A 19,857-nucleotide genomic window follows, 5' to 3' on the forward strand; every position below is an offset into this window, starting at 1 on the left:
TTGTAGGTGCTGGCCGTTGCTCCGCTGATGGCGGCGCCGTTGGCCTTCCACTGGTAGGCCAGGGTGACCGGGGCCGGAGCCCAGGTTCCCGGGACTGCCGTGAGCGTGGCCCCGACTTTCGCCGTTCCGGTGATGGTGGGAACCGGTGCTGTTAGTGGATCGGTCCCGGAAGCGTAGGCGAGATCGAGAACACTGGCCTTCCCTGACACGACGTCGACCTGTGTAGCCGACGTTTCGCTGGCGGTATTGCCGGAGTACAGCTTGCCGAGGTTGCTATGCAGCACGACGATGTACTTCCCCGTGGTGAGACCCGGGATCGTGAACTTCCCCGTGAAGTCGGTGGCGCCATTGCGGGTCACCAGCGATCCATCGAGAGTGTAGGCCTGGACCCACGCGCCCGCGATCGGCTTGCCTGCCTTGTCGGTTGCCGTTCCCGTAATCGATCCGCCTTGAACCAAAGAGGCGTTGATGCCATCTACGGATTGGCCCGAGGCGACAGCGATGGGTGCCGCCTGCGCCGGCCCGGACGATTCGGGCTTGTTGTCGTAGAACTGCGCTTCTTCCTGCGCATAACCACTCGAACGGTTGAAGGCAACCTTGTAAGATCCCTCCGCCAGACCGACGACGCTGAAGGCGCCGGAGGCGTCCGTATAGCCGTTCTTAACCGTCTTGCCCGCAGGGTCCAGCACGTCGACCGGGTAGCGGACACCGTCCAGCCCTGACACCTTTCCGCTGAGGGAAGCACCCTTGATTGCTGTCAGGTCGATTCCCGTGCGGTCCTGGCTGGTAGCGACGGTGACCATGGACGCCGTTGCCAGATTTGAGCCGCCGTACCAGAGGTCGGTGGCGCCGCTGCTGCCGCCGTCGAACTTCAACTTGTAGCTTCCGGCAGGCAACCCGACGATCTTGTAGCTCCCATCGGCAGCCAACTGGCTGCTGAATTGAGCACCGTCCAGCACGCCATCCGGGTAGGCCGTGATCCGGGTGAGGCGCAGGTCCATGGTCTCGGGGGCGGTAACCTTCCCGCTGACAGTTGCTCCCCTGATCAAGGTTGTGTCCGCAGCTGTGATGGCCTGTCCCGCGGCAACGGTGATCGGGGTGGCTGCCCCGAAGTTATCGGCATCGCCGTACCAACGGTCCAAGGCGCCAGTGTTGTAGGAGGAGAAAAGAATCTTATAGCTACCCGTGGGGAGGCCCCGCAGGGTGAAATGACCATCGGAGCCGATGGATGCACGGCCGACCACCTTGTTAATGTCTCCCGCTTGGAAGATAGTCGCTGCGTAGTAGCTCTCGATCGGATTGAAATCCGGGAGGATGTTCACTTTCCCGCTAACGCTGCCGCCCAGCGCCAGTATCGCATCGACTCCCGTGCGGTCCTGCCCGGCTTGAAGGGTGATCGGCAGCGCTTTGTCGGCAGTCGGCACATTGTCGTACCACTCGCTGAGGCTGCCGGAGTCCTGGCCAGCAAAGCTTACTTTGTAGCTTCCGGCAGCCAGGCCATTGATCTCGTAGCTCCCATCCGATCGTGGCTCGGAACTGCCGGCGAAGGTGGACCCGTCTTCTTGCGTCACGATGACGCGGACCGACGTCAAATCAACTTCCGCGGGAGCGCTGACCTTGCCGCTGATTGAAGCGCCCTTGGTCATGGTGGCATTCACGCCGGACAGATCCTGGCCAGTCTCAAGTTTGATGGGAATGCCATTGGAACCGCGGAGGTCCAGGAGGCCGGTTCTGAAGGAGGTGACTTCTACTACGTAGTCACCGGCATAGAGTCCAATAAACTTGTAGCTTCCATCGTTTTCGACATTCGTGATATTTGAGCTGCCCCGACCGGGCCCCATCGTAGAGATCTGGACTGTAAGAGAGTTGGGGCTGAAACCGGCGGGAATGGTGATCTTTCCGCTAACGGTTGCTCCCTTGACAAGGGTTGCGTCTATCCCTGTGACGTCTTGCTCGCTTTCTACCGAGACTGCAGTTGCACTCGTCTCGGAGGCCGCGTTCGGGTACCAGAGATCCAACGCGCCGGAGTCGCCGGGGGAGAACCGCACCGTGTAACTGCCCGAGGAAAGTCCCTGGACCCTGTAGCGACCGTCCGGGTCTACACGGACGGACTTGCCGGCGGAGCTTGGCTCATTCTTGGACTCGACCTCCACGCTGACGGCGGAGATATCCACGCCGTCCGGAGCGGTAATCTTTCCGCTGATGGACGCTCCCTTGAGCAGGGTGGCGTCGATTCCCGAGACGTCCTGATCGGCTGCGACGACTACGTCGACGGCGGATTCAGGGGAAGTGCCGCCGCCATACCACTGGTCCATGGCGCTCGTGCCGTTCGCGGTGAACTGGACTTTGTACCGTCCTGCGGGAAGTCCCGAGACGCTGTAATGGCCTTCGGTGTCCACCTCGGCGTAGCGCCAAATCCACCCCACTTCGGACTGGACATAAACGCTGACGGCCGAATAATCCACGCCCGCGGGAACCGTGACCTTCCCGCTGATCGAGGCGCCCTTGAGCAAAGCCGCGTCGATCCCTACAACGTCCTCCCCGTCCGCCATCGTGACGGTAGTGCCGCCTTCAAAGGAGGTAGCGTTCGCGTACCACTGCTCCAGGAAATCCCCCTGGTAAGAGGCGAACTGAACCTTGTAGCTTCCCCTAGGCAGTCCCTTGATGACATAGCGGCCGGTTTCGTCGGGGTGCACCTCCAAGCTGTTATTCGTCATGCCCGAGGTGGGCCAAGCCGTGACGCCCACGGTCGAAAGATCCACGCCCGCAGGCGCGGTGACGGTGCCTGTGATTGAAGCACCCTTGACCATGGCGGCGTCGATGCCGGAAAGTTCCTGGCCGGCCGTGAGAGTGAACATCTTTGCGCTCTCGAAAGAGGAGGCAGCCGGGTACCACTGATCCAGGGCGCCGGCGTTCCTACCGTCAAACTTGACCGTGAACGTTCCGGCCGGAAGTCCTACGATTTTGTAGTTGCCGTCGGCGTCCACCTGGCTGTATCTCGGAAGATATCCGTCTGGCTGCCAAGCCGATACCCCGATTTGCGCAACATCGACGCCGGCAGCTCCAGTGATCTTGCCGCTTACCGAAGCGCCTTTATCGAGGGTGGCATTAATTCCGGTGAGTGCCTGCCCTGAACCTACCAGCACCTCGGTGGCCCCCTCGGAGGAAGAAGCGCCTCCGTACCAACCGTCTACCGCGCCACTGTCGTTGCCGGAAAAATGGACCTTGTAGCTGCCGGCAGGCAGGCCGCTGACAGTGAAGTGTCCTTCCGAATCGGGCTGCGTACCGCGGTACTCCGCCGTGCTCTCGGCTGAGATCCAAATGCGGGCCAGGTCCACGCCGGCTGGTGCGGTGACGGTGCCGCTGATGGACGCATTGTCGGCTTCTTCGGCATGCGCCGGCGCCAGTCCAAAAAATATCAAAGACGCAAGTACCGCCAATACGGTCGCAAACCGCGCACGGAATCGGGTGCTCCTATAGAGCATCTTTACTCCCCCCAAAGAGTGATTTCCGGCAACGGATTACGCCGCGCCATCATTCAGTTTTCAAATAACGACTCAGTGTAACCGGGGAAAGGCATTTGTAAAGCGGCGAAGCCCGTAACTTCCTGCATACTAAGTGGGGCCGACTGGATCAGATTCCTAAGTCGGGAAAACTCTCGGATGGACGATGTTTCGTGACGACAACACTTGGGGCGATGAAGAAATCCGTCCGTCCAATGGCGGACGCCGTCTCATTTCCGGCCCTCTCCATTGGCCTAGCGGTTATTTCCGTACTGGCATTTCAACCGGGCGGGCTGTTCCGCTTTGTCTGGGCAAAGATCCTGATCCTTATCGTGGCCGTACTCTTCGGCGTCCTGTCACCGAGGGCCGGCCTCGTTCCAAGGACCCTGAAGGTTGCCATTGGACTTGGTGCTGGCTGGATCGTCGTCGCGATGTTGTTCTCGGAGAGCCCGCTGGCCAGCCTTCTGGGGCGATGGCCCAGATACGAGGGAATTCCCACGCTCGGACTTTATGTCGCGATGTTTTTCGTGGGGGCGAAGATTCTGGGAGGAAAGGCCACAACCGGCAACTGGCAAACTTTGCGGCTGTCACTCGCGGCCGCTGCGGTCCTTCTTCTAGCCTTGAGCGGATTTGAGGCCGTGGGACTGCGGCCAATAGGCGGGGCCGTTGGAGACCGAACCGGCGCGACATTGGGAAATGCGACAGACCAGGGTCTGATTGGCGTCGTAATAGCAGGCGTGCTTTCTGCGCCGTTTGGAAAATCTGCCGGCAGAGGTAAGTGGCTGACGGTGCTTGGTTTAGCCTCCGCCGTGGCGATTGTCCTGCTCTCCGCATCGCGGGCTGCCTTGGCAGCGTTGGCAATCGTTGCCATCACGGCAACAGTTGTTCTGTTCAGAGCGCGCCAAGGCAGGAAGCTCACGGTCGTCTTGGGTCTCGCCGGAGCGGTCGTTGCCGTCGGTGCCTCGGCATTGCTCATCCCACCCATGCGCGCTCGACTGTTCTCGGCAGACACTGTTGATGGCCGGTCCATGCTCTGGAACCGGACCCTCGGTCTCGTGAAAGACCACCTATGGAGCGGCGTCGGCCCAAGTGGTTTTGTCGACGCATTCCCCGCCTACGTGGATCAATCGTGGGCGCAAACAGTGGGGGACAGGTTCCCGACTGATTCACCGCATAGCTGGCCTTTGCAGTTACTGGTGGCCGGTGGTGCGCCCCTGCTCATCGCTGCGCTCGTGTGCGCCGGGTTGTTCATCCGGAGCGCGCTGGCAAGAATCGCCCAGGCCGCGGAACCAGCGGGGAAGCAACAGCTGATAGTTGTGCTGGCAGCTGTCTGTGCTTATGCGGTCGCGCTCCTGACCCATTTCAGTTCTCCCGGGACGACCGGACTGGTGGCCTTCCTGGGTGGCGGGCTGGTGGCGATCGAGCAGAATGGACGGAATCGTCAGGGAGGCGTCCTGGGTTTGGCGCGGGACTTGGCTTCCTCGAGGATTGCCGGACTGGCCCTCGTGGCGGCCGCCCTAGCCGTGGCAGTGCCCGCGTCGGCAGCGGAATGGCCCATGGCAGCCGGCGCCCGAGCCGCCCGCGAGGGAAACCCGACCGGAGCAGACGCATACTTCCAGCAGGCCTATGGTCTGCGCCCCTGGGACAGCGACACAGCCATGTTGGCGGCTCAAGCGTTTGCTGGACCGGGCACCGATGGTGACAAGACCGCCGCCGCCAACGCCGTGAAGTGGGGAAGCCGTGCGCTGGTCCGGACACCCCAGTCTTTGGAGGCCGGCCTTGCCACCGCAATCGGCCACATCTATGCCGGCCAGCTCGATGCGGCCAAGACGCAACTTGACCAACTGACTGTGATGGCCCCGTACTCATCGGCCGTCTACCTCCAGCGCGGCGTTGCGAACTTCGGGCTCGGCCGCGGTGCGGACAGCGTCGCGGACCTGCAACGGGCGGCGGTTCTCGATCCTAAGTCGGACGTGCCTTGGCGGGTACTGGCCGGTGTTTACCAGCGTCTGGGCGAGGCCGAGCTGGCGCAGGACGCGCTGCAACGTGCGCAGAATGTGGGCACTGGCTAGCCCGTCCTCGGGGCCCGAGGATGGCCCCGCCAGCCTCGATTTGTGCGCGGCAAAAGTCTCGGGTAAAGTAATTACTCGTGCTGAGGCGCTGGGAGCGCGGGTTTGGACCTGCGGAACCGGCCCGAAAGTTCCATTGGGATATGGTGTAATTGGCAACACTACGGTTTCTGGTACCGTCATTCTAGGTTCGAGTCCTGGTATCCCAGCTCTGAATAATCCACGGTTTTCCGCGGTAAATCAGGGGTTCTGAAGCGGTTTGACCGATTTGGAACACGCGCTAAGTCTGTGAAATACTGACTTGGCTCGAACGGCAGGAATGCTGTTCGGAAGTGCAAGTAAGGAAGTATTAGGGCCCCATCGTATAGCGGCCTAGTACGCTGCCCTCTCACGGCGGTAACGCGGGTTCGAATCCCGCTGGGGTCACCATGGAAACGGTCCCGGGCATCAGCCCGGGGCCGTTTTTTGTTGTCACCGCCAACCACCCGGACGCAAGCGGCACCGCCCGGGGAGGCCCAACTGGCATGATGAGGCTGTGAGCTCCAACGAAAGCAACCGCCGCCCCGGGCCGCAGACGCCCGCCGCGCGGCAAGCTGCCGCCGTCGAACTGCTCGAGACGGTCCGGGGGGAACTGTCAGCGGTGTCGCTACCCCTGGCCCTCCCCGGGGCCGATGCCGCGCGGCTCGACATCCGTCAGGTCCTGGCCCAACTGGATGACTACATCCTGCCCCGGTACCGCAGCCTGGAGGCTCCGCTGCTCGCCGTCGTCGGCGGGTCAACCGGTGCGGGCAAGTCCACCCTGGTCAACGCTCTTGTAGGACACCCGGTGACCCGGGCCGGCGCCATCCGCCCGACCACCCGCCAGCCAATCTTGCTGCACCACCCCGGCGACGCCGAGTGGTTTGCGGACCAGCGGGTGCTGCCGAGCCTGAGTCGGATCCGCGGAACGGTGGTCGACGCGCCCCTGCCCGCCCACCAGGCCGGCCCCACCCCGGACGCGGCCGCCATCACCTCCCTCGTGCTCGCCGCGGATCCGGCGGTGCCGCAGGGCATTGCGCTGCTGGACGCGCCCGACGTCGACTCCGTTTCCGATGACAACCGCCGGCTCGCCGGCCAGCTTCTGGCCGCAGCCGACCTGTGGGTGTTCGTCACCACCGCCAACCGATACGCCGACGCCGTTCCCTGGCGCCTGCTGCTGGACGCTGCCTCACGGGACATCATGGTGGCCGTGGTCCTGGACCGTGTCCCGGCGGCAGCAGAAGAGGAGGTCAGCGCAGACCTCCAGGCCATGCTGACTCGAGAGGGATTGGGCGCTGCGCGGCTCTTCGTCGTGCGCGAGGTGGAGCTTGATTCGATGGGGATGCTGCCGGCTGATGCCGTGGCGGCGCTGAGCGGCTGGCTCCGGGAACTTGCTGTCGACGCTGCCGGCCGGGCCGCGGTAGCCCGCCGGACGCTCAACGGAACGGTCAGGGCGCTGGGCGGCCGGGTCGAGAGCGTCGCGGGCGCCGTGGCGGCCCAGCAGCGCGCTGCCGAGGTGCTGGCCAAGGACGCCAGCAGTGCCTATGCGGACGCCGTCGGGCGCATCCTCGACGCAACGCGGGATGGCGCCCTGCTGCGAGGCGAAGTCCTGGCCCGCTGGCAGGATTTCGTGGGTACGGGCGAGTTCTTCCGCGCCATGGAACAAACCATCGGCCGGCTCAGGGACCGGATGGGCGCCTTCTTCCGGGGCGAACCCACCCCGGCCGTGCGGGTGGAGACCGCGATCGAGACTGGCCTGCAGGCGGTCATTCTTGACGAAGCCGCCAACGCCGCCGAAGAGGCCGACCAGCGCTGGCGCTCCGACCCGGCCGGCCGTCAGCTTCTCGGCACCGATGACCTCTCCGGCACCAGCGAATCCTTCGCCGACGCTGTGGCTGCCGAGATCCGGGCCTGGCAGGGCAGCCTGATGGAACTGATCCGGACAGAGGGCCAGGGCAAGCGCAGCCAGGCCCGCTGGCTCTCCTTCGGCATCAATGGACTTGGCGCGGCGCTGATGATCGTGGTCTTTTCGATGACCGCCGGCCTGACCGGTCTTGAGATCGGCGTGGCCGGCGGTACCGCCGTCGTGGGCCAGCGCGTCCTGGAAGCCGTCTTCGGAGAAGACGCGGTCCGCCGGCTCGCCAAGACGGCACGCGAGGACCTGCAGGCCCGCTGCCAGCGGCTGTTGCAGGCGGAACAGCAACGGTTCCTGGCCCGGCTTGAGATGCCCGACGGGGTGCCCCCGTCCGCCCTCGCGGAGCACGCCGCGGACCTCGGCCGGCTGGCGGCCTCGGCATGAACCGCCACACCGCCGCCAAGCAGGCCTCGCAGCTGCACCGCAGGCTGGAAGCCCTGAACGATGCCCGGGAACTCGCCGCGGGCGCCCTGCCGGACGAGTCCCTGGAGGAAGTCCTGGCGGTGCTGGACCGAGCGAGCTCCCGCCGCTCACTTTCGGCAGACCACACTGTGGTCGGCTTCTTCGGCGGGACCGGGAGCGGCAAGTCATCGCTGTTCAACGCGGTCAGCGGCGAGGAAATCGCGACCGCGGCAGCCCGGCGCCCCACCACCTCCGAACCGCTGGCCGGCATCTGGGGCGCCGAGGGCAGCGACGGGCTGCTCGACTGGCTGGATGTCCGGGCCCGGCACCACGCCGCAGCAGTCCCGGGATTCGCCGACGAGACCACCGGGCTGATTCTGCTGGACCTGCCGGACTTTGACTCGACGCGCGCCGAAAACCGGGAGATCGTGCAGCGCATGGTGGGCCTCGTGGACGTGCTGGTGTGGGTGCTGGATCCGCAGAAGTATGCCGATGCCGCCGTGCACAATGACTTCCTCGCCCCGCTGGCCTCGCACGCGGCCGTCACGCTCGTGGTGCTCAACCAGGTGGACCGCCTGCCGGAACATGAGATCCGGCCTGTGCTCGAATCCCTGAAGGGCATCCTGGCCCGGGACGGCCTGGGCAAAGTGCAGGTGTTGGGTGCGTCGGCCGTCGTCGGTACCGGCGTGGACAAGGTCCGCTCCGCCATCCGCCAGGTTGTCATGCAGCGGCTGGCGCTCTCGCAGCGGCTCGCTGCGGACGTCGACCGGGCCTCCGCACGGCTCGCCGAGGCCTCCGGCGCGGGCGAGGCCGCCGGCGTGAGGGCTGAGACCCGGGGCCGGCTGGCCGGGGAGCTGGCTGTCGCCGCCAATGTGCCGCTGGTGGTGGATGCCGTGGCACGGTCCTACCGGCAGGAAGCCACACGCCGCACCGGTTGGCCGGTGACGCGCTGGTTGGTCCGGTTCCGGCCCGACCCGCTGCGGCGGCTGAACCTGCGGCGGACGGACGCGCGGCCCGAGCTGAACCGCACCTCGCTGCCACCGGCCGGGGCCCCGGAACGGGCGCGTACCGACGCCGCCGTGCGCGACTTTGCGGACGCCGCGTCCGACGGCGCTCCGGGCCCCTGGCGTGCGGTGATCCGCGGAGCGGCCCGCGAGGGCCGGGAGCGGCTTCCCGACGCGCTGGACCAAGCGATTGCCAGCACAGATCTCAAAGCCGGGCGCGGTTCCTGGTGGTGGACGGCCTTCAACGTGGTCCAGTGGCTGGGCCTGGTGGTTGCGCTCGGAGGCCTGGGCTGGCTTGGGGTGCTGGCCGCGTTGGGCTACTTCCAGCTGCCTGTGCCGGAGATTCCCCGGGTGGAGGGCTGGCCTGTGCCCACCGTCATGGTGGCCGGGGGAGTGCTGTTGGGCATCGTGCTGGCCCTTGCGGCGAGATTTATCGCCGCCGCCGCGGCCCGTGCCCGGGCGCGGGTGGCCAGGAAGCGCCTGCGGGCTGCCGTGTCCGCCGTCGCGGAGGAACTCGTGGTGGACCCGGTGGAACTGGAGATCAGCCGGCTCAAGTCCTTCAACGCCGCTTTGAAATCCGCGGCAGGGTGATGTTCCCGGGCAGGCCTGTGGCTACTCGGCGGTGACTGTTTCCACGGCGTCGCGGACCTTGACCAGGGTCCGCAGGTTACGGGTAGTGGTGCTGGCCTTGTACTTGGCCTTGGATGAGAGCTTGCTGAAGGGGCTGTCGAGGGTGCCGCCTGCGGGCGCCAGCCAGGCCATGGCTTCGGGCCCCAGCCGTGTCAGCTCCACGCCCTCAAGGGCGCTCCCGGCGTGGTAGAGCTCGGAAAGTATCCCGGAATCCGAGGAGAGCGTGACGTAGCTGTGCGTCGTGGTGTCGTCCGGGGGATAGGGGCAGGCCTCGACAAGTTCGGCCACGCGGTCGGCGGACAGCACCACCACCCAGGCGTCGTAGCCGAAGGCCCCGCGCAGGCAGGCCTCGAATTCTGCCTTGACCTCCGCTGCCGAAAGCTCGCTGGCGAGCACCACGTTGCCGCTGGCCAGCAGCGTTTTCACGGCTGAAAACGGACGCGTCTTCAGGGCCTCTTTGAGCTCCGCCATCTTGATGTTGATCCCGCCGACGTTGACCCCGCGCAGGAAGACCGCATAGCTGTTCATGGCCACAGCCTAGCGGCGCCGGCAGGGAAAGCGGCGACGCTTAGTCGTTGGTCTTGCGCAACGCCTCGGTCAGGACGCGGGCGGCGTTGCAGACGACCTCCGCGTGCAGCCGACCGGGCTGGCGGGTCAGGCGTTCGATCGGACCGGAAATGGAGACTGCGGCAATCACGCGGCCGGATGGCCCGCGGACGGGCGCGGACACGGAAGCGACCCCCGGCTCACGTTCCCCGAGGCTCTGCGCCCAGCCGCGGCGTCGTACTCCGGCCAAAACTGTGGGCGTGAAGCGGGCGGCCTGCAGGCCCTCGAGCAGGCGGTCGTGGTCTTCCCAAGCCAGCAGCACCTGCGCTGCGGAACCGGCCTTCATCGAAAGCTGGGTGCCCACCGGAATGGTGTCCCGCAGGCCGATGGGCCGCTCGGCGGAGGCGACGCAGACACGCCAGTCGCCCTGCCGGCGGAATATCTGGGCGCTCTCGCCCGTGGCGTCGCGCAGCTGCATCAGCACGGGGCCGGCGGACGCAATGAGCCGGTCCTCGCCGGCTGCAGAGGCGAGCTCGACCAGGCGGCTGCCGAGCACGAACCGGCCCTGGATGTCGCGGCTCACCAGTCGGTGGTGAACGAGCGCCAGCGCAAGGCGGTGCACCGTCGGCCGAGCGAGTCCGGTGGCCGCAACGAGCTGCGCCAGGGTGGTGGGGCCGGCCTCGAGCGCGTCGAGTACATGGGCCGCTTTATCGATGACGCCGACGCCACTAGAATTGTCCATGTAATGATATTGCCGTCTCAATATCTGAGATGCAAATCATTGCGCTGGCATATTTGGCGGCAGTGCTGATTCAGTGGAGATCATCAACCGGCCGGAACGGGACGCGTCGCTAGCAGCGCAGGCAGTCGCGGGGCAAAACAGCAGTGAAGGGAGCAGGCCGTGGCAAAGACATTGGCCGAGAAAGTCTGGGACGCGCACGTGGTGCGCAAGGGGGACGGCGAAGGCGCCAACGCCCAGCCGGACCTCCTCTTCATTGACCTCCACCTCGTGCACGAGGTGACCTCCCCGCAGGCTTTCGAGGGCCTGCGCCTCGCCGGCCGCAAGCTGCGCCGGCCGGACCTCACCATCGCGACCGAGGACCACAACACTCCCACGCTGGCCATCGACAAGCCAATCGCGGACCTCACCAGCCGGACCCAGATCGAGACCCTGCGGAACAACTGCAAGGAATTCGGCGTCCGCCTGCACTCCCTCGGGGATGCCGAGCAGGGGATCGTCCACGTGGTCGGCCCGCAGTTGGGCCTCACCCAGCCGGGCATGACCGTGGTCTGCGGCGACTCACACACGTCCACGCACGGGGCCTTCGGCGCGCTCGCCATGGGAATCGGCACCTCCGAGGTGGAGCACGTCATGGCCACCCAGACGCTGTCGCTCAAGCCTTTCAAGACCATGGCAATCAACGTTGAGGGCACGCTGCGGCCGGGCGTGAGCGCCAAGGACATCATTCTGGCCGTCATCGCCGAGATCGGTACCGGCGGCGGCCAGGGCTACGTCCTGGAGTACCGCGGTTCCGCCATCCGGGCGCTCTCGATGGAAGCCCGGATGACCATCTGCAACATGTCCATCGAGGCCGGCGCCCGCGCCGGCCTGGTGGCACCGGACCAGACCACCTATGACTACATGCAGGGGCGCCCGCACGCGCCCCAGGGCGCGGACTGGGACGCCGCCGTCGAGTACTGGAACACGCTGCGGACCGACGATGACGCGACGTTCGACGCCGAGGTGGACCTCGACGCCGACACGCTGGAGCCGTTCGTGACCTGGGGAACCAACCCTGGCCAGGGCGTGTCCCTGTCCGCCAACGTGCCTTCGCCCGCGGACTTCGGCGACGAAAACGCCAAGGCCGCCGCGGAACGTGCCCTGCAGTACATGGGCCTCGAGGCCGGCACGCCGATGAAGGAGATCCGGGTCGACACCGTCTTCCTGGGTTCCTGCACCAACTCCCGGATGGAGGACCTGCGGGCCGCGGCGGACATCATCCGCGGCCGCACCAAGGATCCGGACATCCGGATGCTCGTGGTGCCCGGCTCGGCCCGTGTCCGGCTCGAGGCCGAGGCCGAGGGGCTGGACAAGGTGTTCACGGACTTCGGTGCCGAGTGGCGCTTTGCCGGCTGCTCGATGTGCCTGGGCATGAACCCGGACCAGCTGGAGGTGGGGGAGCGCTGCGCCTCAACATCCAACCGCAACTTCGAGGGACGCCAGGGCAAGGGCGGCCGCACCCACCTCGTCTCGCCCGTGGTGGCGGCGGCGACGGCGGTGCGCGGCACGTTGAGCTCGCCGTCGGACCTGGAGCCCGTGACCGAACCCGCCGGCCAGCACGTGGGCGCCGCGTAGCGCCACCCGCCCCGGCCACCTGCCCCGTTTGGCAGACCCAGCTTCCGAAGGATCCGCAATGGAAAAGTTCACCACCCACACCGGCGTCGGTGTCCCGCTGCGACAGAGCAACGTCGACACGGACCAGATCATCCCCGCCGTCTACCTCAAGCGCATAACCCGCACCGGCTTCGAAGACGCGCTCTTCTCGGCCTGGCGCAAGGACCCGTCGTTCATCCTGAACCAGGAACCGTTCAGCGCCGGCTCCGTGCTGGTGGCCGGGCCGGATTTCGGCACGGGCTCCTCCCGCGAGCACGCTGTCTGGGCGCTGAAGGACTACGGCTTCAAGGCAGTGCTGTCCTCCCGGTTCGCAGACATCTTCCGCGGCAATTCGGGCAAGCAGGGCCTGCTCGCCGCGGAACTGGCCCAGGACGACATCGAACTGATCTGGAAGGTGCTGGAAAACGCCCCCGGCACCGAAGTCAAAGTCGACCTCGTCTCCAAGACCGTAGAGTGCGGCAATGTGGTGGCACCGTTTGAGATTGACGACTACACCCGCTGGCGCCTGCTGGAGGGCCTGGACGACATCGGGCTGACCCTGCAGCACGAGGAAGACATCACCGCCTACGAGGCCACGCGGCCGGCATTCAAACCGACGACACTGCCGGCGAAGCTGTCCTGAGTTCCTGAGCTCCTGAGTACTATCGGCCTTGAGGGAAGCACCTCACTCGGACGGCAAAATTCAGCCCCTAGGGAGCAGCGATGAAATTCACTACGGTGATGTGGACGACGGCCGCGACAGCTGCGACGGCAGCGGTCGGTGGATTGGCGACGGACCCTGACGACGCCTGGTATCGACGGCTCCGCAAGCCTGATTGGCAACCGCCAGCCATTGCATTTCCTGTGGTTTGGACAGCGCTGTACGCGGACCTCGCCGTGAGCTCCGCCGTCGCGCTGGACAGCGGCGATGGGACCGGCGCTCCGGACGGCAAGGAGAGGGAAGAGCGAGCCGCCTACCGGCGTGCACTCGCGACAAACCTCGTCCTCAATGCGTCCTGGAGCTGGCTCTTCTGGCGGGCGCGTCGGCCGTGGCTCGCTGCGGCGGAATGCGCCGTGCTGACGGCGAGCAGTGTCGACCTGGTGCGGCGCACCTACAGACTGGACCGCCGTGCCGGTGTGGCACTTGCCCCCTACGCAGCGTGGTGCGGCTTCGCTACAGCGTTGTCGACGGCGGTGGCGCGCCTCAATGCCGGAAAGACGGCGAACTGATCGGCGGCACTGCTTCGCGCCGTATTTCGGATCGGTAACGCTAGCTCCTATGCTTAGCTGGAGCCTTTGTAAGGATTTGGGGGGCGAGTAGTCGTGAGGAAACTGGTAAATGAGTAGTGTTCTGACAATCCGCGGAGGCGTCCCGCTGACCGGCCGCGTCACCGTTCGGGGGGCCAAGAATCTTGTCCCCAAGGCGATGGTTGCCGCCCTGCTGGGCAATGAGCCGTCCGTGTTGCGCAACGTTCCCGAAATCAAGGACGTTGAGGTTGTCACCAGCCTGCTCCAACTTCACGGCGTCACGGTGGACAAGGACCCCGTTACCGGGGACCTGACACTGGACCCGACCAACGCCAAGACGGCCTCGCACACTGCCATCGACGCGCACGCCGGTGACTCCCGCATCCCGATCCTGCTCTGCGGACCCCTGATCCACGCCATCGGCGAGGCCTTCATCCCCGACCTTGGCGGCTGCAAGATCGGTGACCGCCCCATCGACTACCACCTCAACGTGCTGCGCCAGTTCGGCGCCGTCGTGGAGAAGCGCCCGGGCGGGATCCACATCTCCGCGCCGAACGGCCTCAAGGGCGCCAAGATCGCGCTGCCCTACCCGTCCGTTGGAGCGACCGAACAAGTACTGCTCAGCGCCACCCGGGCCGAAGGCATCACCGAGCTGTCCGGCGCGGCCACCGAACCGGAAATTGTCGACCTCATCGCCGTGCTGCAGAAGATGGGCGCAATCATCAGCGTCCAGACCGACCGCACCATCCGGATCGAGGGTGTGCAGGACTTGGGCGGCTACAACCACCGTGCACTCTCTGACCGCAACGAATCCGCGTCCTGGGCCTCGGCCGCCCTGGTGACGCGCGGCGACATCTTCGTCGAGGGCGCCACGCAGCGGGACATGATGACCTTCCTGAACACCTACCGCAAGGTGGGCGGCGGCATGGACATCGGTGAGGACGGCATCCGCTTCTACCACCCCGGCGGAAAGCTCAACCCGCTGGTGCTGGAGACCGACGTCCACCCCGGCTTCATGACCGACTGGCAGCAGCCGCTGGTGGTGGCCCTGACCCAGGCCGAAGGCGTCTCGATCGTGCACGAGACCGTGTACGAAAACCGCTTCGGCTTCACCGATGCCCTGATCCGGATGGGCGCCAGCATCCAGGTCCACCGCGAATGCCTCGGCAGCGTCCCCTGCCGGTTCGGCCAGCGGAACTTCCTGCACTCGGCCGTCATTTCCGGGCCGACGCAGCTCAAGGGTGCCGACATCGACGTGCCCGACCTGCGCGGCGGCTTCAGCCACCTCATCGCTGCCCTGGCCGCGACCGGCACCTCCAAGGTCACCGGCATCGACATCATCAACCGGGGCTACGAGCGCTTCACCGAGAAGCTCGCCGGCCTGGGCGCCGACTTCGACATCACGTCAGCCCGGTAGCGGGGACCACGTGAAGGAAACGGCCAAGAGCCACATCACCTTTGTCATCGTGGCCGGCATCGTCCGGCCCGTCATGAACCTGCTGATGAATAAGAAGTGGGAGGGCCTGGAGAAGCTTCCCGCCGGCGGTTTCATTGCCGTGCCCAACCACTGCACCGAGATCGATCCGCTGGTGATCGGGCACATGCTCTTCAACCAGAACAGGATGCCGCACTTCCTGGCCAAGGGCAGCCTGTTCAAGGTGCCGGTACTGGGTTCGGTGCTCCGCAACACCAAGCAGGTCCCGGTGGAGCGCTCGACGGCGGGCGCCAACCGTTCGCTGCAGATCGCCAGGGAGGTCGTAGACGAGGGTGGTGCCATCATCATCTACCCCGAGGGCACGCTGACACGCGACCCTGAGCTGTGGCCCATGAAGGGCCACACCGGTGCTGCCCGGATGGCGCTGGAAAGCGGTATCCCGGTGGTCCCGATGGCCCACTGGGGCGCCCATGAAGTCTTTCCGCGCTACGCCAAGCGCTTCCATGTGTTCCCCCGTAAGACCTCACGGGTGCTGGTGGGCGACCCTGTGGACCTTAGTGCTTTTGCCGGACGTCCCCTGGACAAGGCGACGCTGACCGAAGCGACAAACGTGATCTTGGACGCCATCACCGAGCTGCTCGCAACCCTGCGCGGCGGACAGCCGCCGCTGGTGCGCTGGGACCCCTCGGCGCACAACCAGTCCACCCACGGGCGCTTCATCGAACGTGGCGGGCACAGCGGCGGAGCCGCCGAGGGCACTGATACAGACACCGATGCTGGCGCCGCAACGGACGGCACCAAGTGACGGCAGAGCTTCCCAAGCTGGATTCCTCCAGCTCGGCCAAGAGCGTTGCCGTGCTCGGTGCCGGATCCTGGGGTACCACCTTCGCGAAGATCCTGGCCGACGCGGCCACGGCCTCGGGCGTCGAACGCAGCGTCCGGCTCTGGGGCCGGCGCGCCGCCGTCGTGGACCAGATCAACAACGAGCACCGCAACGAGCAGTACCTCAAAGGCATCGCCCTGCCCGCCAGCATCACCGCCTCCACCGACGTGGCCGAGGTACTCGACGGCGCGGACCTGGTGGTCCTGGCCGTCCCTGCCCAGACCCTGCGGCCCCAGTTGCGCGAGTGGAAGCACCTGATCGGACCCGACGCTCTGGTGGTCTCCCTGATGAAGGGCCTGGAACTGCACACGGATGCCCGGATGAGCGAGGTGGTCTGCGAGGAGCTGGCTATTCCCGCCGAGCGCGTCGCCGTGGTGTCCGGGCCCAACCTGGCCATGGAAATTGCCCGTGAGGAGCCGACGGCGTCCGTCGTCGCCTGCACGGACGACGCCGCCGCAGGCTGGATGGCCCGCAGCTGCACGGCACCCTACTTCCGCCCGTACACGACGTCGGATGTGGTGGGCGTGGAAATCGGCGGCATCGTCAAGAACATCATTGCCCTGGCCGTAGGCATCTGCGAGGGCAAGCAGATGGGCGACAACACCAAGGCTTCCGTCATCACACGCGGCCTGGCCGAGACGTCGCGGCTGACGCTGGCCCTCGGCGGCGAGGCCCGGACCATGGCCGGGCTCGCCGGGCTGGGTGACCTCGTCGCCACCTGTTCCTCCGCGCTATCGCGGAACCACACGGCCGGACGGCTGCTCGGAACCGGCCTGAGCCTGGAGCAGGTCGCGGCCGAAATGACGCAGACCGCCGAAGGCATCAAATCGGCGCAGGCCGTGCATGAACTGGCCGGCAAGCTCGGCGTCGAGATGCCCATCACGGCCGCCGTCGTCGCGGTCCTGGCCGGAAAACTGTCCGTCGACGAACTGGGGCCGCTGCTGCTGTCCCGGGACCTGAAACCCGAAGGCGATTACTGAGAGTGTCGGAAAAGAATTTGACTACAGAGGCACAATCCGACCAATCCAGGCCCCGTGTGGCGGTGCTGTTCGGCGGCCGCTCCAGCGAGCACGCGGTCAGCTGCGTCACTGCGGCCGGGGTCCTCGGCGCGATTGACCAGACTAAGTACGAGGTGATCCCGATCGGGATCGCCAAGACCGGCCAATGGGTGCTGGCCTCCRGCGACCTCAAGCAGTGGTCGCTCTCCGCATCCTCGCTGCCGGAAGTGGCGCCGTCGGACCAGACCGTGACGCTGGCCGAGATTGGCGGGGAACACCAGCTGATCGTCGCCTCCCCGAACCAGGTCCCGCAGGAGCTGGGCTCGGTGGACGTGGTCTTTCCCCTGCTGCACGGACCGTTCGGCGAGGACGGCACCATCCAGGGGCTTCTGGAGCTCTCCGACACCCGTTACGTGGGTGCCGGCGTGCTCGCCTCCGCGGTCGGCATGGACAAGCACTACATGAAGGTGGTCTTCGAGTCCGCCGGCCTGCACGTGGGGCCGTACATTGCCGTCACGGACCGGCAGTGGCTGACCGATCCCGAACAGGTGCGCAAGCGCGTGGATGCCCTCGGCTTCCCGGTCTTCGTCAAGCCGGCGCGGGCAGGCTCCTCGATGGGAATCTCCAAGGTGGATTCGCTCGAGGGACTGGACGCCGCAATTGAGGCCGCCCGGGAACACGATCCGAAACTCGTGATCGAGGCCGGCATCGTGGGGCGCGAGATCGAATGCGCCGTGCTGGAGGGCCGCGGCAACGATGCTCCCCGGACCTCGATGCCGGGCGAAATCTCTGTTGCCGGCGGCGGCCACGATTTCTACGACTTCAACGCCAAGTACGTCGAGGACGACGCCGCCGCGCTCAGCTGCCCGGCCGACCTCCCCGAAGAGGCCATCGCCCGGGTCCGCGAGCTTGCCGCCGTCGCGTTCGACGCCGTGGGCGCCGAGGGCCTGAGCCGGGTGGACTTCTTCTACACGCCCGAGGGTGAACTGATCATCAACGAGATCAACACCATGCCCGGGTTCACACCCAAGAGCATGTACCCGCAGATGTGGAAGGCCTCGGGACTGGGCTACGCGGAGCTGATCGACGAGCTCATCTACCTGGCGCTGCACCGCAAGACCGGGCTGCGCTAAAAGCGAGGCCGAGATACCTGCGCGCCGGGCTACTTGCCGGCAGGCAGGTTCTGCAGATCCTCCTGGCCGACGCACTTGCGCGTGGCTTTGATCTTCGAGGCCGGGGACGCGAGCTCGGCCAGCACCGTGGCCGAGCTGATCTTGTTGGGATCCATCAGGATTTCCGTGGCGGGTTCGCGCCCGAAAGTGGTCAGCGTCCAGACCGGGTTCCCCTCCTTGATGACCCAGTCGACGCCGTTCACGCTCACGCAGCGGTCCGTGGTGGGTCCGGGGACATTGACGCCGCAGCGCAGGACCACCAGCGAAGGGTCACCCCATGCCGCCGTCGCCTGGCTGTTGGTCTTGCGCAGCTTCGCGTCACCAAGGCTGTCCGGCAACGCGAGCATCATGGGCGCGCAGGCCGCGTTCGCTGCGTCTTTGGCGGGCGCGACGTCCACGGCGGGGGAGCAGGCGCTGAGCGCGAGCCCGGCCGCGGCGGCGGTTGCCAGAAGACGAAGTGGACGACGGGAACCGTGCGGGCGGAGCAGCTGCATCCATCCAGCCTATCCCGGCTGCGGCGGCCATCCGGACGCTTCGGAGCGACCCGACGCCTCCCTTGTCACAGCCTCGCGGTAGCGTAGGGCTGTGCCCGAACCACTGACGCAAAAGCCCCAAAACCCCGAGGCCCGGAACCCCGACGCCCTGACCGTGGCCGAACTCTCCGAGTCGGAACTGCTTGCCCGGATCTTCCCGCGGCTCCACGGCGGGGACAGCAGTGCCCTGTTGCTGGGACCCGGCGACGACGCCGCGATCGTGGCAGCGCCGGACGGCCGGACAGTGGTCAGCATCGACACCCAGGTTGTGGACCAGGACTTCCGGCTCGAATGGAACAACGGCTACCGCACCACCGGCTACGACGTCGGTTGGAAGGCCGCGGCCCAGAACCTCAGCGACATAAATGCCATGGGGGCGCGTGCCACCTCGATGGTTGTCAGCCTGACCATGCCCCCGCAAACCCTCGTGTCCTGGGTGGAGGACTTCGCCGACGGGATGAGCGCCGGGATCCGCGAACTGGGCGCGCCGGACTGCGCGGTAGCCGGCGGGGACCTGGGCCGGGGCCGCGAACTGGCTGTCAGCGTCGCCATCCTGGGCACGCTCGACGGGCACGCGCCGGTGCTGCGCTCCGGCGCCCGTCCGGGGGACACCCTGGCGCTCGCAGGCACCACCGGACGCGCTGCCGCCGGTCTGGCCCTGCTGGAATCCGGCAACGCCGTCCACACCCTCACCGACGAACAGCGCGCCCTGATGGACACCCAGTGCCGCCCCCGGCCGCCGCTCGCGGCAGGGCCGCTGGCCCGGGAATCCGGCGCCACCGCCCTGATGGATATTTCCGACGGCCTGGTCCGGGACGGGGCGCGGATGGCCGCGGCCAGCCACGCCGTACTGGACCTGGACCCGGTGGCTCTCAAGGAGCTCGGTGTGCCGTTGCAGCCGGCTGCTTCCCTGCTGGGCGCGGAGCCGATGGACTGGGTCCTTGGCGGCGGCGAGGACCACGGACTGCTCGCAGCCTTCCCCGCCGGCGTTCAGCTGCCTCACGGTTTCACTGCGATAGGCTCGGTAGGAGCCTCTGCACCAAAGGACAGCACAGGCGTCACGATCGCGGGCCGGCCCGCTGACACTGTGGGATGGGATCACTTTGCAGACTAAGATTGCCGCCAAC

At 66.4% G+C, this 19,857-nt stretch carries 15 protein-coding genes, 2 tRNA genes and 1 pseudogene; 13 read left to right on the forward strand and 5 right to left on the reverse strand.

Annotation, left to right across the window (positions count from 1 at the left end; all coding sequences use genetic code 11):
- The coding region (locus tag AC1DK9_RS14930) for a carboxypeptidase regulatory-like domain-containing protein (protein ID WP_476916547.1) at positions 1-3,146 on the reverse strand (3,146 nt) is incomplete at its 3' end.
- Between the two features lie 72 nt (positions 3,147-3,218).
- Positions 3,219-3,485 (reverse strand): annotated as a pseudogene (locus tag AC1DK9_RS14935) (carboxypeptidase-like regulatory domain-containing protein); the annotation flags it as partial.
- Positions 3,486-3,676: 191 nt separating this feature from the next.
- On the opposite strand from AC1DK9_RS14935, the gene AC1DK9_RS14940 reads away from it, so the two are divergent.
- The 5 genes from AC1DK9_RS14940 to AC1DK9_RS14960 all read left to right on the forward strand — a co-directional run bounded on the left by AC1DK9_RS14940 (position 3,677) and on the right by AC1DK9_RS14960 (position 9,502).
- The gene (locus AC1DK9_RS14940; RefSeq protein ID WP_476916413.1) at positions 3,677-5,575 is read left to right on the forward strand and encodes an O-antigen ligase family protein; all 1,899 of its coding nucleotides are present in this window, start codon (positions 3,677-3,679) and stop codon (positions 5,573-5,575) included.
- A gap of 134 nt (positions 5,576-5,709) precedes the next feature.
- Positions 5,710-5,781, forward strand: a tRNA-Gln gene (locus AC1DK9_RS14945).
- A gap of 144 nt (positions 5,782-5,925) precedes the next feature.
- Positions 5,926-6,001 (forward strand) — tRNA-Glu (locus AC1DK9_RS14950).
- Positions 6,002-6,107: 106 nt separating this feature from the next.
- Positions 6,108-7,889, forward strand: a complete 1,782-nt coding sequence (locus tag AC1DK9_RS14955) for a dynamin family protein (protein WP_476916414.1) — start codon at positions 6,108-6,110, stop codon at positions 7,887-7,889.
- A complete protein-coding gene (locus AC1DK9_RS14960; protein ID WP_476916415.1) occupies positions 7,886-9,502 on the forward strand; it encodes a GTPase in 1,617 nt (538 codons plus the stop codon). The genes AC1DK9_RS14955 and AC1DK9_RS14960 overlap by 4 nt, the downstream gene beginning before the upstream one ends.
- Positions 9,503-9,523: 21 nt before the next feature.
- On the opposite strand, the gene AC1DK9_RS14965 is transcribed toward AC1DK9_RS14960, so the two are convergent.
- Positions 9,524-10,069: a DUF1697 domain-containing protein gene (locus tag AC1DK9_RS14965; RefSeq protein WP_476916416.1), complete on the reverse strand. Its 546-nt coding sequence runs from the start codon at positions 10,067-10,069 to the stop codon at positions 9,524-9,526.
- Positions 10,070-10,109: 40 nt separating this feature from the next.
- The gene (locus AC1DK9_RS14970; RefSeq protein WP_175322958.1) at positions 10,110-10,829 is read right to left on the reverse strand and encodes an IclR family transcriptional regulator; all 720 of its coding nucleotides are present in this window, start codon (positions 10,827-10,829) and stop codon (positions 10,110-10,112) included.
- 159 nt (positions 10,830-10,988) lie between these two features.
- Between AC1DK9_RS14970 and leuC the strand changes: the two genes are divergently transcribed.
- The 7 genes from leuC to AC1DK9_RS15005 all read left to right on the forward strand — a co-directional run bounded on the left by leuC (position 10,989) and on the right by AC1DK9_RS15005 (position 18,158).
- Positions 10,989-12,443, forward strand: a complete 1,455-nt coding sequence (gene leuC, locus AC1DK9_RS14975) for a 3-isopropylmalate dehydratase large subunit (protein ID WP_476916417.1) — start codon at positions 10,989-10,991, stop codon at positions 12,441-12,443.
- Positions 12,444-12,501: 58 nt separating this feature from the next.
- On the forward strand, positions 12,502-13,104 hold the full coding sequence (gene leuD / locus AC1DK9_RS14980) for a 3-isopropylmalate dehydratase small subunit (protein ID WP_476862741.1): 603 nt from the start codon (positions 12,502-12,504) through the stop codon (positions 13,102-13,104).
- 98 nt (positions 13,105-13,202) lie between these two features.
- On the forward strand, positions 13,203-13,691 hold the full coding sequence (locus AC1DK9_RS14985) for a TspO/MBR family protein (protein ID WP_476916548.1): 489 nt from the start codon (positions 13,203-13,205) through the stop codon (positions 13,689-13,691).
- A gap of 109 nt (positions 13,692-13,800) precedes the next feature.
- Positions 13,801-15,126 (forward strand): UDP-N-acetylglucosamine 1-carboxyvinyltransferase, encoded by a 1,326-nt coding sequence (gene murA, locus AC1DK9_RS14990; RefSeq protein WP_476862744.1) that lies wholly within the window; start codon positions 13,801-13,803, stop codon positions 15,124-15,126.
- A 10-nt stretch (positions 15,127-15,136) separates the two neighbouring features.
- Entirely contained in the window at positions 15,137-15,949 is an 813-nt protein-coding gene (locus AC1DK9_RS14995; RefSeq protein ID WP_476916418.1) for a lysophospholipid acyltransferase family protein, read from the forward strand.
- On the forward strand, positions 15,946-17,007 hold the full coding sequence (locus tag AC1DK9_RS15000; protein ID WP_476916419.1) for an NAD(P)H-dependent glycerol-3-phosphate dehydrogenase: 1,062 nt from the start codon (positions 15,946-15,948) through the stop codon (positions 17,005-17,007). Before AC1DK9_RS14995 ends, AC1DK9_RS15000 begins: the two co-directional genes overlap by 4 nt.
- A gap of 2 nt (positions 17,008-17,009) precedes the next feature.
- Entirely contained in the window at positions 17,010-18,158 is a 1,149-nt protein-coding gene (locus AC1DK9_RS15005) for a D-alanine--D-alanine ligase family protein (RefSeq protein WP_476916420.1), read from the forward strand.
- Positions 18,159-18,187: 29 nt separating this feature from the next.
- Here the strand turns inward: AC1DK9_RS15005 and AC1DK9_RS15010 are convergent, their stop codons facing one another.
- Positions 18,188-18,691, reverse strand: coding sequence for a DUF3515 domain-containing protein (locus tag AC1DK9_RS15010; protein ID WP_476862748.1), 504 nt, complete (start codon positions 18,689-18,691; stop codon positions 18,188-18,190).
- Positions 18,692-18,839: 148 nt separating this feature from the next.
- On the opposite strand from AC1DK9_RS15010, the gene thiL reads away from it, so the two are divergent.
- A complete protein-coding gene (gene thiL, locus AC1DK9_RS15015; protein ID WP_476916549.1) occupies positions 18,840-19,844 on the forward strand; it encodes a thiamine-phosphate kinase in 1,005 nt (334 codons plus the stop codon).
- The last annotated feature ends 13 nt before the right edge of the window (positions 19,845-19,857 follow it).

This window comes from Arthrobacter sp. 01T414 (genome assembly GCF_056398965.1).

Bases quoted from the DNA above. Each gene is read 5' to 3' on its own strand.
- AC1DK9_RS14960 (WP_476916415.1), top strand. From the start codon at position 7,886: ATGAACCGCCACACCGCCGCCAAGCAGGCCTCGCAGCTGCACCGCAGG.
- AC1DK9_RS14965 (WP_476916416.1), bottom strand. From the start codon at position 10,069: ATGAACAGCTATGCGGTCTTCCTGCGCGGGGTCAACGTCGGCGGGATC.
- AC1DK9_RS14970 (WP_175322958.1), bottom strand. From the start codon at position 10,829: ATGGACAATTCTAGTGGCGTCGGCGTCATCGATAAAGCGGCCCATGTA.
- leuD (WP_476862741.1), top strand. From the start codon at position 12,502: ATGGAAAAGTTCACCACCCACACCGGCGTCGGTGTCCCGCTGCGACAG.
- AC1DK9_RS14985 (WP_476916548.1), top strand. From the start codon at position 13,203: ATGTGGACGACGGCCGCGACAGCTGCGACGGCAGCGGTCGGTGGATTG.
- murA (WP_476862744.1), top strand. From the start codon at position 13,801: ATGAGTAGTGTTCTGACAATCCGCGGAGGCGTCCCGCTGACCGGCCGC.
- AC1DK9_RS15010 (WP_476862748.1), bottom strand. From the start codon at position 18,691: ATGCAGCTGCTCCGCCCGCACGGTTCCCGTCGTCCACTTCGTCTTCTG.